We start from the raw sequence: 13167 nt of genomic DNA on the forward strand, positions 1-13167 counted from the left end.
GCCCGGCCGGAAGTGAACGGCGGGGCGTCCCTGAAACTCGGCAGGCACGGCCCGCTGGCGGTAGCCTCATAGGCCGGACGGCCGGGACCCGCTGCATGATCACCAGAGCCGGGAGGAGCCCAAGGTGAACGACTGGCGGATCTACCGCGGAGTGGGCCAGCCGCACGACGGCGTACGGCGGTTGCCGGCGCCGCCGCCCTGGCGTGACTTCGCGGCGTCACGGGAGAGCGAGGAGTCCGGCCCGGAGGACCCCAGCAGCGCCCGCCGGCTCGGTGTGCGCCGCCGGATGGTCGAGAACTACGCGCCCCGGCCCGCCGAGGTCGACGCCGTCAACGCGGCCCTGTATCTGCGCCGGCCGCTGCTGGTGACCGGCAACCCGGGCACCGGGAAATCGACCCTGGCCTACTCGATCGCCCATGAACTGGGCCTCGGCAAGGTGCTGCGCTGGCCGATCGTCAGCCGGACCGCGCTGCAGGACGGCCTGTACCGCTACGACGCGATAGGCCGCCTCCAGGACGTCCAGCTGGAGCGCGCCCGCAGCGGCGACGAGGCCCCGGCGAGTGCCTCCGGGATCGGGTCGTACATCCGGCTCGGGCCGCTCGGCACCGCGCTGCTGCCCGCCGACGAGCCGCGCGTGCTGTTGATCGACGAGCTGGACAAGAGCGATCTCGACCTGCCCAACGACCTGCTGAACACCCTGGAGGAGGGCGAGTTCGCGATCCCCGAGCTGGAGCGGCTGGCCGTCCGCGAGCCCGTCGTGGAGGTGCTCACGCACGACGGCGAGCGGGTGGCCGTGCGCGGCGGGCGGGTCGCCTGCACCGCCTTCCCGGTGATCGTCCTGACCTCCAACGGCGAACGCGACTTCCCCGCCCCGCTGCTGCGCCGCTGCATCCAGCTGGAGCTGGAGGCGCCCGGCGAGGAGCAGCTGACCGCCATGGTCGAGGCGCACCTGGGGCCGGAGGGCGTCGCCGCGGGCACGGACCTGATCCGCAGGTTCCTGGGGCGCGAGCCGGGCGAGGTGCTCGCCGCCGACCAGCTCCTCAACGCCCTCTTCCTGACCCGGCACGACCCGCGCGCACAGAGCCTCACACGGGAGCGCATCGCCGAGATGCTCATGCAGCCGCTCGACCGTACGAGGTGATGGCCCGATGCCCGGCATGGGTCTGGACGAGCTGATCGGCAAGCTGCGCCAGGGCGGGCTCGACCTCACCCCCGAGGACGTGGCCGACGCGCTCTGGCTGGCCGGCCGGCTCGCCGCGGGCCCGGCGCGCGACGCACCAGGGCCCCGCACGGACCCACCCGTCCACCCGCCCGCGGCCGTCCCGCCGGGGCCGCAGCAGGCCGCCCCTTCCGCCACTCCGTCGGATCCGGAGACCGCCCACCCGCTGCCGCCGCGCCCGGAGTCCGCCACCGCCTCCGTCCCGCTGCACACGCGCACCACGAGCGCCGCCCCCGGGCGCCCGGCCGCCGAGGGCGCCCCCGGCGCCTTCCCCGTCCGTGCTCCCGCCGCCGGTGCCCTGCCCGGCCTGCTCGGCCTGGAGAAGGCGCTGCGATCCCTCGGCCGCTACCGCACCGGCTCCGCCCGTGGCCAGGACGAGCGGATCGACGAGGAGGCCACCGCCGACCGCGCCGCCGCCGGCGGCATCCTGCTCCCCGTCACCCGGCCCGGGCGCCGCCGGCGCTGCGACGTCCAGCTCCTGATGGACACCGGTCCCGCGATGGCCGTCTGGGGCCGGATGGTCGAGGAACTGCGCCAGGCCTGCCAGCAGTCCGGCGCGTTCGCTTCGGTCCGCGTCCACCACCTGTACGCGGGGGACTCGGGCATCCCGCTCGTCGGTACGACCGCCGGCCCCGGCCGGCGCACCCGGCTGCGCCCGGCCGACGAGCTGCACGACCCCACCGGACGCTGTGTCACCTTCGTGATCAGCGACTGCGTGGGCCCGCTGTGGCAGAACGGCAGCGCGCAGCGGCTGCTGCACAGCTGGCCGCGCACCGCCCCGCTCGCCGTCGTCCAGCCGCTGCCGCCCCGTCTGTGGGGCCGTACCGCGCTGCCCGCCGAGCCCGGGGTGCTGGTACGCGGCGCCGAGGTCGGCGGGCGCCTCGTCTTCGTCCCCGACGACGAGCCGTGGGAGGAACCGGCCCCGGACGCCCGGCCGGTGCCGGTCCTGCAGCCCACCCCGGACGCCTTCGAGGCCTTCGCCCGGCTGCTCGCGGGCACCGGCCCGACCAGCGAGCGGGCCTGGGCCGCGGTCACGGGAGCGGATACGGACCCGGCGCCCGCGCCGGCCGCCGCCGGACCGCCCGGTGACGACGCGCTGCTGCGCGCCTTCCGGGCCGGCGCCTCGCCCGGTGCCCTGCGGCTCGCCGTCTACCTCGCCGCGGCCCCGCTCACGTTGCCCGTGATGCAGCTGGTGCAGCGGGCCATGCTGCCCGACACCGGGCCCATGGAGCTGGCCGAGGTGCTGCTCGGCGGACTGCTGCGGCAACTGCCCGGCACCGAGGACCAGCCCTGCTTCGTCTATCCGGGCCGGGTGCAGGACCTGCTGCTCGCCTCCCTCGACCAGGACACCGCCGGCCTCGTCCTCAAGCACTGCTCGGCCTATGTGGAACGGCACTTCGGCCGGGGGACCCGGAACTTCGCCGCCCTCGCCGCGGCCCGGCTCACCGACCACGACCCGGCGGGCGGCGCGGCGGCGCCGGCCGAGGACGCCGGGGTGCAGGACGGCGGCAGTGTCGAGGCCGAGCTGTTCGCCCGGATCCCGGCCCGCGTGCTGCGCTTCTACCAGCCCGAGAGCCCGGCGGTCGACCCGCTCGCCGAGGGCGTCCGGCTGCTCGAGGAGTGGCGGCGACGGGGCGATCCCGAGGTGCTGCGCCAGGCCCGGGACCTCGCCCGTACGGCGGCGAGCGGCTCGGACGACGCCCCGGTCACCGCCGTACGGGCCCGGCTGCTGCTCGGCCGGGTGCTGCGCGCCGAGGCCGGTACGGCGGCGGTCCGCGCGGCCGGCCGGCGCGAGGTGTTGCTGCGCCAGGCCGTGGCCGAACTCGCCCTCGCCCGGGGGGCGGCCCGCGCCGACAGCCGGGAGCACGCCGAGTCCGCCCTCGAACTCGCCGCCTGTCAGCGGGAGTTGTGGCAGCTGACGGCGCAGGCCGACCAGCTCTCGGCCGCCCTTGCGGTCCTCGACCCGGACGGTGCCCCCTGGGTGCGGCCGGCCGAGCAGGCACGTGCGTGGGCACGTCTGCACCGTCCGGACGACGGTGCCGTGGGCGGCGACCGCGCCACCGCGGGAGGCGGGGCCGGACCGGCCGCGTCGGGCCCCGGGGACGCGTCGGGCGGTGGGGACGTGCTGTGGGCCGTCGGGGTGCACCGCGCCCGGTTGCTGTTGCGCGGCCGGATTCTGCTGGACCTGCGGCATGCCGGTGCCGCGGTGCCCGAACTGAGGGAAGGCTGCGAGCTGTTGGCGCTCCAGGAGGCTTCCGGCGCGGTGCGGTCGCCCGCGCTGCTCGATCTGGCGCGGGCGCTGCGGGCCGCCGGAGCCGAGGACACCGAGATCCGCCGGGCGCTCGAGCGGGCCGAGCGGGCCGCCGGGGACGAGCCCCGCCTGCTGCTGCCCTGCCTGGCCGCGCTGGCCGCCTTCCAGGACGAGACCGGGCACAGCGGCGAGGCCGACACGGCCTACGAGCGGGCCGTGCTGCTCGCCCCCGCGGACAGTGCCCTGCGCTGCCGGCTGCTGACCGGCTGGGGCGAGTCGCTGCTGCGCCGGGCCTCGGCGCAGGGTGGCGCGCAGATCGTGGACCGGGCCGAGTACGTGCTGCGCGAGGCGCTCAAGGCGCTGCCGGCCCGCTCGGCCCAGCGCGGCCGGCTCCAGGGCCTGGTGGGCAGCGCGCTCGCCCAGCGGTTTCGCCATCTCGGCTTCCTGCCCGACCTGTTCGAGAGCCGGCACCTGCTCGGCCAGGCGGTGCGCGCGGCCGTCGACGCGGCCGTACGGGCCGAGGCGTGGCTGCAGTTGGGGCGGGTGCGGCTGGAGGGCTGGTACCACGCGGGCGCGCCGGCGCTGATGGAGGCGCTGCAGGCGTACGAGAGCGCGGAGCGGGAGGCGCGGTCCGCGCATGGCGGCGACCCCGGCTCGGTCACGGCCGCGCGGGCCCGGCACGCCACCGGCACGGTGCTGGCGCTGATGGAGCGGCCCGGCGCGGCCCGCGGCGCCTACCGGGCGGCCCGCGAACAGTGGCAGCGGCTGCTCGCCACGCTGTACGAGGTCGACTGGGCGGATGTCGAGCTGACCCGGCGGGCCGAGGAGGGGTCCGCGGCACTCGCGGCCGGCGCCGGCCGCCGGATGCCGGAGGACCAGTGGCGGGAAACAGCTCCGCCCTGGTGGCCATGGACCGAGGAGCGGGAGAACTGGTCGGCGGTTGACCGGAGTTGATCGATTCAGGGTTTCTCCTTCCTGCACCTCGGGAAGAACTGGGCAGCCGATATGGCCGTGCGGGGCGGGCGTTGGGCAGGGAGGAGCCGAGGTGGCGGAGCAGAGGAAAGGAGCGGCCGGTCCCGGGGAGTACGGCGGATGGGCCGCGTTCCCGCCCGATCTCACCGACGTCGACCTGCGGACTTTGCGCGCCATGGACGATCCGGGTCTGATGGCGGCGGTGGCGGGTGTCCTGTGCCGGTCCCGGGAACAGGGCGAGGTCTGGTACGTGAACGACGACCCGCCCCCGCGGCCGCCCGGGGTGTCACCCTGGCCCGGGGACCGTACGTTTCCGGCCGGACCAGGCGCGTCGGCCACCGATGGGGACGACGGGGGATGATCCCGGCGACCGTTCCCGCCGAGACCATCAGGCAACTCGCCACCACCCGGCCCGCGCCCGCGGGGACGGTGGCACTGCGTGCCGCACTCCACGCGCGTCGCATGCTGCTTCTGAAGGCCCTCCTGGTCCGGGCCGAGCGGGAGGGCGGCTTGCTCGCACCGGCCGCCCGCAGCCGCTTCGAGACCGACTGGGCGCTGCTGGAGAGGGCCGAGCACGCCGACCCGGTGGCGGTCCGTGCCCTCCTCGACTACCCGATGACCGGAGCCTGGCTCACCGCCGCGCTCGCCGCCCCTCGAGGGCCCGCGTGGGAAGGGCAGTTGGCCCGGCTGGGCGGCGTCGCCCTGGCTGCCGCCGTACGCGCGGGGTGTGCCGTGTCGGGGGAGTGGGCGGTGCCTTCGGGCGTGCTCGTGCTGCCGGGCCTCGGCGTGCTGCGCTGCCCGTCCGGCCGGGTCCTGGTCGACGGGGATCCGCGCCTGGTGCGCATCGGCGACGGCGCCGGGCGGACGGAGGTGCTGCTCGCCCGCGGCGGACCCGGCGGCCGGCCGGTCGGCAGCGGCACCGGCTGGTCGGGGCTGTGCGCACTGCCCGGCAGCGCCGTACTCCTCGACGACCTCGACCCCCACCGGGTACCGGCCCACGGGATCGGCCCCGAGGCGCTGCCCGCCGCAGGGCGCCCGCAGTCCACCCCCGGCCGGTGGGCCGAACGCTGGCGGGCCGCACGGGCGCTGCTCGCGGCCGTCGATCCCGGCCGGGTGGCGGAGACCGGGACGGTGCTGCGGGCCGTGGTGCCCCTCGCGCCGTCGGGGCGGAGGCACGGCCCGCCGATGAGCGCCACCCTACGGGCCGCGCCCGGCGCCCTGCTCAGCCAGCTGCCGGGCGAGGCCGACCGCCTGGCCGAAGTGCTCGTGCACGAGACCCAGCACACCAAGCTGGCCGCGCTGCACGAACTCGTCCCGCTGTACCGGCCGGGCGGCGCCCGGTACCGGGTGGGCTGGCGGACCGACCCGCGCCCCGTCCCCGGGGTGCTCCACGGCGCGTACGCCCATCTGGCCCTGGCCGACCTGTGGCGGCGGGCCCGCGCCGGGCCGGCCGGGACGGACGACTGGCGCACCCGGGCCGGGCGCCAGTTCGAGGTCTCCTGGGATCAGGTCGGCGAAGCCTTGTCCATCCTCCGTGAATCCGATGAACTGACCTTCACCGGGCGGGAGTTCGTCCAGGAGATGGAACGGCGGCACACAGATCTCGGCGTGGCGGCCCGAAGTCCCGGGTGACAGGTCGTACATGGTGTATTGCGCTACGTGGTGCGGGCGCTCGCCCGTGAGCCGGGTGCGGAAGGCAGGGAGCGGCGATGGCGGAACAACGGCGGTCGGACACCAACGGGGCGCAGCACTTCCTGGTGGTCTTCCCCGGCTATCACCGTTCCTGGGCGGCCTGGATCGCCCAGACCCTGGAACGCCACGGCCACCGGGCCACCCTGCAGCGCTGGGATCCACCGCGTGAGGTCCCGCTGGAGGACTCGCTCGGCGACCTGCTGCTCTCCAGCGGCCGGGTGCTGCTCGTGCTCAACGACTGGTTCTTCGAACTCGGTCCGCGTCCGGCCGGTGAGTGGAACGACGTGCTGCGCGGCTTCGTCGCCCACCACGCCGACCGGTTCGCCGCCGTCAACCTCACCAACCGCCCGCTGCTGCCCGCCACCGCCGTCCTCGAACCGGCCAGCCTGTGGGCGCTCGGCGCGGAGGCCGCCGAGGAACGCCTGCTCAGCCGGCTCGGCCTGGATCGCCGGCGCAATCCGCGGGTCCTGCCCGGCGCGGCCCGCTACCCGGAGCTGCGCTGCGAGATCTGGGGCGAGGTGCCGCGCCGCAACCCCCGCTTCACCGGCCGCGACGACTTCCTCAACGAGATCCACGAGCGCCTGTCCGACGCCGAGCGCGGTGCCTCGGCCTGCACTCTGCTCGGCATGTCCGGCATCGGCAAGACACAGCTCGCCGCCGAGTACGCGCACCGCTTCAGCACCGACTACGACCTGGTGTGGTGGGTCAACTCCGACGACCGCAACGTCCAGCGCGACCGCCTCGGTGAACTCGCCGTCGAACTCGGCCTGCCCATCGGCGGCGAGCCCGGCGAGCGCATCCGCGCCGTCCGGGAGGCGCTGCGCCGGGGCGAGCCGTACGCCAACTGGCTGGTCATCTTCGACGGCTGGGACGACTCCGAGGGCATGAACGCGCTCCTCCCGCAGGGCTCCGGCCACGTCCTCGTCACCTCCCGCAGCCGGGCCTGGACCGAGTACACCGACGTCCTCGAGGTGCCGGCCTTCCTGCGCGCCGAGTCCACCGGCTATCTGCTGCGCCGCGCCCCCCACATCACGGCGGTCGAGGCCGACGAGGTCGCCGCCGAGTTCGGTGACGTACCGCTGCCGCTGGTTCAGGCCGCCTCCTGGCTCGGCGAGTCCGGCATGGAGGTGCCCGAGTACCTGCGGATGGTGCGGGAACGCAAGCTCTCCACCGTGGACGAGCCCGCCACCGGCGAGGGCTTCCCGCAGTCCTCCATGACCTCCTGGTCGATACTGCTCAACCGGCTGCGCCGCTCCCAGCCCCAGGCCATCGACGTCCTCGGGCTGTGCACGTCCTTCGCGCCCGGACGCATCCCCCTGGGACTCATCCGCGCCTACCCGCAGGCCGACCTGCCCGAAGAGCTGCGCTGGATGGTCACCGACCTGCCCGCCTGGACCCGCGCCCTGGACACCCTCGTCAACTACTCGGTGCTCACCCGCGAGACCCGCGGCCCGCTCGGCGCCGAGATGGGCCCGCACCAGGAGTCCGTGCACATGCACCGGCTGGTGTACGACATCGTCTCCAAGCTGACCAGCGAGGAGAACCGGGCCCTGCACCGCCGGGCGGTGCGCACCCTGCTCGCCGAGGCGGACCCCGGCAACCCCGTGGACAGCAGGAACTGGCCGCGCTACGCCGAACTGCTGCCCCACCTGGAACCCTCCGGTGCGCTCAGCAGCGGCCAGCCGAGGGTACGGGCCACGGTCCTCAACTGCCTCCAGTACTGCCTGCGCAGCGGCGAGTACAACAGCGGCCTGGAACTGGCCCAGAAGATCCGCGAGCGCTGGTCGAACACCATGGACCCGCTGGACAAGAGCATGCTCGACCTGACCTACCAGGAGAGCTACATCCTGCGCTCCAGCGGCAGGTTCCGCGAGGCGCACGAGCTGGACCGCCGGCTGCTGGAGCGCCAGCAGGCCGCGCCCCGCAGCGACGAACTCACCGAGCTGATCACCCAGGGCTCCGTCGCCAGCGACCTGCGCTACCTCGGACGGTACGAGGAGGCGCACGCCCTTCAGGTCCGGGTGTGGGAGGGCAACGAACGGCTGCTCGGCCCCGACGAGGTCGCGACGCTGATCGCCCGGCACAACCTGGGCGTCAGCCTGCGGCTGCTCGGCCGCTACGCGGAGGCGTACGAACTCGATCTGGAGACCCTGACCCGGCGCGAGAACGTGCTGCGCGCCCGGCACATCAGCACGCTCCACTCGGCCAGCGCCGTCGCCCACGACCTGCGCCTCCTGGGCCGCTACCGGGACGCGCTGGCCCGCCAGGAACCGGTGGTCCGCCTCCATGTGCAGGTGCTCGGCCCGCAGCATCCGCAGACGGTGGCGGCACGGGTCCAGATGGCCCTGTGCCGGCGCCGCGAGGGCGGTTACAGCCAGGACGTGGGCGCCATGATGGCCGACCTCCTCGACCAACTCGTCCAGCTGCACGGCAGGGAGCACTACCGCACCCTGGCGTTCCTCACCGACTACGGCAACTACCTGCGCGAACACGGCGATCTGAGCCATGCCCGGGAGCTGATCGAGGAGGCCGAGGCCGGCTACCGCGCCCTGCTCGGCCCCGCCCACCCGGTGGCCACGGGCATGCTCTCCAACACGGCGCTCGTCATGCAGGTCGCCGGTGACCGCTCCGACGCGCTCGCCATGTCGGAGGCCGCGCTGGCCGGGCTCAGCTCCACCCTCACCGCCGACCACCCCTGGGTCCTCGGCTGCGCCCTGAACACGGCCGCCGCCCGCAACTTCACCGGCCGCCTCGCCGAGGCCGCCGAGCTGAGCCGGGACACCCTGCGCCGGGCCCGGCGGGTCCTCGGCCACGAGCACCCGCTCACCCTCTCCGCCCAGGTCGCACTCGCCGCGGATCTGAGGGGCGTGAACGAACGCGAGGAAGCCGGGAAACTGGAGGAGGACGCCCTGCTCACCCTCACCCGCACCCTGGGCGCCCAACACCCCCACACCATCTCGGCCCGCCAACGGGTGCGCCCCTACTGGGACTTCGAGGCATACCTGGGCTGAAGCGCCGCAAAGGGGCGCGGGGAACTGCGCGACAAGCCACGACGAACCCGCAGTCGCCAACGGACTTGACCGGTCCCTTGGGCAGGCGAAGGGCCCGGTGCCGAGCAAGAACTCGGCACCGGGCCCCTTGGGAAAGCCTTACGCGTCGAAGACTTCCCGCACCAGCTGCTCCTGCTCCGCCTGGTGACGCTTGGCCGAACCCACCGCCGGGGACGAGCCGTGCGGGCGCGAGATGCGCCGCAGCCGCTCGCCGGCCGGGATGTCCGCGCCGACCGCGAGGTCCAGGTGGTCGATCAGGTTGAGCGCGATGAACGGCCAGGCACCCTGGTTCGCCGGCTCCTCCTGGGCCCACAGGTACTTCTCGGCGTTCGGGTACTTGTTGACCTCCGCCTGCAGCTCGGCACCCGGCAGCGGGTACAGGCGCTCGATGCGGATGATCGCCGTGTCCGTGACGCCGCGCTTGATCCGCTCGGCCTCCAGGTCGTAGTACAGCTTGCCGGCCACGAAGACGACCTTGCGGACCGCCGCCGGGTCCACCGTGGAGTCGCCGATGACGGGACGGAACTGACCCGAGGTGAACTCCTCCGTCTTCGACGCCGCGGCCTTCAGGCGCAGCATCGACTTCGGGGTGAAGACCACCAGCGGCTTGTGGTGCGGGTTGTGCACCTGCCACCGCAGGAGGTGGAAGTAGTTCGACGGGAGGGTCGGCATGGCGACCGTCATGTTGTTCTGGGCGCACAGCTGCAGGAAGCGCTCGACGCGGGCCGAGGAGTGGTCCGGGCCCTGGCCCTCGTAGCCGTGGGGGAGCAGCAGGGTGACGCCGGACGTCTGGCCCCACTTCTGCTCCGCCGCCGAGATGTACTCGTCGACCACGGTCTGCGCGCCGTTGACGAAGTCGCCGAACTGCGCCTCCCACATCACGAGCGCGTCGGGGCGGGCCAGCGAGTAGCCGTACTCGAAGCCCATGACCGCGTACTCGGACAGCAGGGAGTTGTAGACGTTGTAGCGCGCCTGGTCCTCGGAGAGGTACTGGAGCGGGGTGCGCTCCTCGCCCGTCTCACGGTCGATGAGCACCGCGTGGCGCTGGCCGAAGGTGCCTCGCTGGGAGTCCTGGCCGGACAGACGGACCGGGGTGCCCTCCAGCAGGAGGGAGCCGACCGCGAGGGTCTCGCCCATGCCCCAGTCGATCGTGCCGTCCTCGACCATCGTCGCCCGGCGCTGCAGCTGCGGCAGCAGACGCGGGTGCACGTGGAAGGTCTCGGGGATGTTGACCTGGGACTCGGCGATCCGCTTGACGACCTCCGAGGAGATCGCGGTCGGCACCGCGACCGGGAAGCCGTCCTGCGGGGCCTGGACGTCACCGGAGGCCGGCTGGGACGTGGCCTCGCGGACCTCCGTGAAGACCTTCTCCAGCTGGCCCTGGTAGTCCTGCAGGGCCTGCTCGGCCTCTTCCAGGGTGATGTCGCCGCGACCGATCAGGGACTCGGTGTAGAGCTTGCGCACCGAGCGCTTCTTGTCGATCAGGTCGTACATCAGCGGCTGGGTGAAGGCCGGGTTGTCCGACTCGTTGTGACCGCGGCGGCGGTAGCAGATGAGGTCGATCACCACGTCCTTGTTGAACGCCTGGCGGAACTCGAAGGCGAGCCGCGCCACACGCACGACGGCCTCGGGGTCGTCGCCGTTCACGTGGAAGATCGGGGCCTCGATCATGCGGGCCACGTCCGTCGCGTACATGGAGGAACGCGAGGACTCGGGGGCCGCGGTGAAGCCGACCTGGTTGTTGATGACGATGTGGACCGTGCCGCCGGTGCGGTAGCCGCGCAGCTGCGACATGTTCAGCGTCTCGGCCACCACGCCCTGGCCCGCGAAGGCCGCGTCGCCGTGCAGCGCGACCGGCAGGACCGTGAAGTCCGTGCCGCCCTTGTTGATGATGTCCTGCTTGGCGCGGGCGATGCCCTCGATGACCGGGTCGACGGTCTCCAGGTGGGACGGGTTGGCGGCCAGCGAGACCGTGATCTGCTCGCCGTCCAGGCCGGTGAAGGTGCCCTCGGCGCCCAGGTGGTACTTCACGTCGCCGGAGCCGTGCATCGACTTGGGGTCGAGGTTGCCCTCGAACTCGCGGAAGATCTGCGCGTACGACTTGCCGACGATGTTGGCGAGGACGTTCAGGCGGCCGCGGTGGGCCATGCCGATGACGACCTCGTCCAGCCGGGACTCGGCGGCGGAGTCGATCACCGCGTCCAGCAGCGGGATGACGGACTCGCCGCCCTCCAGCGAGAAGCGCTTCTGGCCGACGTACTTCGTCTGCAGGAAGGTCTCGAAGGCCTCCGCCGCGTTCAGCCGGCGCAGGATGCGCAGCTGCTCCTCGCGCTCCATCTTGGAGTGCGGGCGCTCCACGCGGTCCTGGATCCACTTGCGCTGCTTGGGGTCCTGGATGTGCATGAACTCGATGCCGGTGGTGCGGCAGTACGAGTCGCGCAGCACGCCGAGGATGTCGCGCAGCTTCATCATCGACTTGCCGGCGAAGCCGCCGACCGCGAAGTCGCGCTCCAGGTCCCACAGGGTGAGCCCGTGCTCGGTGATGTCCAGGTCGGGGTGCTTGCGCTGCTTGTACTCCAGCGGGTCGGTGTCGGCCATGACGTGGCCGCGGACCCGGTAGGAGTGGATCAGCTCGAAGACACGGGCGGCCTTGGTGACGTCGTCGTCGTGGCTGGCGTCGATGTCCTTGAGCCAGCGGACCGGCTCGTAGGGGATGCGCAGGGCCTCGAAGATGTCGTCGTAGAAGCCGTTCTCGCCGAGGAGGAGGTTCGCGACGCCACGCAGGAACTCGCCGGAGGCGGCGCCCTGGATCACCCGGTGGTCGTAGGTCGACGTGAGCGTCATGACCTTCGAGATGCCGAGCTTGTTCAGGGTGTCCTGGCTGGTGCCCTGGAACTCCGCCGGGTAGTCCATGGAGCCGACGCCCATGATCACGGACTGGCCGGGCATCAGACGCGGCACGGAGTGGACGGTGCCGAGGCCGCCGGGGTTGGTCAGGGAGACCGTGACACCGGTGAAGTCGTCCATCGTCAGCTTGTTGTCACGAGCACGACGGACGATGTCCTCGTAGGCCTGCCAGAACTCGAAGAAGTTCAGCGTCTCGGCCTTCTTGATGGCGGCCACGACGAGCTGGCGGTCGCCGTTGGGCTTCACCAGGTCGATGGCCAGGCCGAGGTTGATGTGGGCCGGCCTGACGAGGGTCGGCTTGCCGTCCTTCTCGCCGAACGACCAGTTCATCGACGGCATGGCCTTGATGGCCTGCACCATCGCGTACCCGATCAGGTGCGTGAAGGAGATCTTCCCGCCGCGGGCGCGCTTGAGGTGGTTGTTGATGACGATGCGGTTGTCGAACAGCAGCTTCACCGGGACCGCGCGGACCGAGGTGGCGGTCGGCAGCTCCAGCGAGGCGCTCATGTTCTTCGCGACCGCGGCGGCCGGGCCACGCAGCGTGACCAGCTCGGGCCCCTCGGGGGCCGCGGGAGCCGCGGCGGCGGGCGCGGCCTTGGCGGCCGGCGCCGGCTTCGGCTGAGCGGGCGCCTGTGCGGGCTGCGCCGGCTTGGCCGGGGCCGGGGCGGCCTGGGCTGCGGGAGCCGGCGCCGGGGCAGGGGCCGCGGCGGGCTTCGGGGCGGCCTGAGCCGGCGCGGCGGCAGCCGGGGCGGCCGGAGCCGCGGGCTGGGCCTGCGGGGCCGTGGAGGTGGTCCCTGCGGCCCCCGCGGCCGCAGTACCCGCCGCAGCCGGGGTGGCAGGTGCTCCCGGCTTGTAATCGGCGAAGAAGTCCCACCAGGCACGGTCTACCGAATTCGGGTCCTGGAGGTACTGCTGATAGATCTCGTCGACGAGCCACTCGTTGGGACCGAACGCAGCAGCGGGGTTCTTCCCGGCTTGGTCGTCGGTTGAGACGCTCGGGTTACTGGGGGACTGTGGCGACACGGCGGCAACCGCCCTCTTCCGCTTCACAAGGTGATGGACAGCGGGAATAAAGG

6 protein-coding genes are annotated in these 13167 nt (G+C 73.3%); 5 read left to right on the top strand and 1 reads right to left on the bottom strand.

What is annotated here, in order from left to right; all coding sequences use genetic code 11:
• The first annotated feature begins 124 nt into the window (after positions 1–124).
• The 5 genes from GQF42_RS28945 (at position 125) to fxsT (ending at position 9145) form a co-directional block, all read left to right on the top strand.
• Positions 125–1141: an AAA family ATPase gene (locus GQF42_RS28945; protein WP_158924665.1), complete on the top strand. Its 1017-nt coding sequence runs from the start codon at positions 125–127 to the stop codon at positions 1139–1141.
• Positions 1142–1148: 7 nt separating this feature from the next.
• Positions 1149–4424, top strand: coding sequence for an SAV_2336 N-terminal domain-related protein (locus tag GQF42_RS28950; protein ID WP_158924667.1), 3276 nt, complete (start codon positions 1149–1151; stop codon positions 4422–4424).
• A gap of 91 nt (positions 4425–4515) precedes the next feature.
• Positions 4516–4803: a hypothetical protein gene (locus tag GQF42_RS28955; RefSeq protein WP_158924669.1), complete on the top strand. Its 288-nt coding sequence runs from the start codon at positions 4516–4518 to the stop codon at positions 4801–4803.
• A complete protein-coding gene (locus GQF42_RS28960) occupies positions 4800–6074 on the top strand; it encodes an aKG-HExxH-type peptide beta-hydroxylase (protein ID WP_158924671.1) in 1275 nt (424 codons plus the stop codon). Before GQF42_RS28955 ends, GQF42_RS28960 begins: the two co-directional genes overlap by 4 nt.
• Positions 6075–6151: 77 nt before the next feature.
• Positions 6152–9145, top strand: coding sequence for an FxSxx-COOH system tetratricopeptide repeat protein (gene fxsT, locus GQF42_RS28965; RefSeq protein ID WP_158924672.1), 2994 nt, complete (start codon positions 6152–6154; stop codon positions 9143–9145).
• A gap of 138 nt (positions 9146–9283) precedes the next feature.
• Here fxsT and GQF42_RS28970 read toward each other — a convergent pair whose 3' ends face one another.
• Complete coding sequence (locus GQF42_RS28970; RefSeq protein ID WP_158924673.1) at positions 9284–13114, bottom strand: multifunctional oxoglutarate decarboxylase/oxoglutarate dehydrogenase thiamine pyrophosphate-binding subunit/dihydrolipoyllysine-residue succinyltransferase subunit; 3831 nt, start codon at positions 13112–13114, stop codon at positions 9284–9286.
• Positions 13115–13167 lie beyond the last annotated feature (53 nt).

Origin of the sequence: Streptomyces broussonetiae, assembly GCF_009796285.1 — a bacterium.
Lineage (GTDB): Bacteria > Actinomycetota > Actinomycetes > Streptomycetales > Streptomycetaceae > Streptomyces > Streptomyces broussonetiae.

Bases quoted from the DNA above. Each gene is read 5' to 3' on its own strand.
- GQF42_RS28960 (WP_158924671.1), top strand. From the start codon at position 4,800: ATGATCCCGGCGACCGTTCCCGCCGAGACCATCAGGCAACTCGCCACC.
- fxsT (WP_158924672.1), top strand. From the start codon at position 6,152: ATGGCGGAACAACGGCGGTCGGACACCAACGGGGCGCAGCACTTCCTG.
- GQF42_RS28950 (WP_158924667.1), top strand. From the start codon at position 1,149: ATGCCCGGCATGGGTCTGGACGAGCTGATCGGCAAGCTGCGCCAGGGC.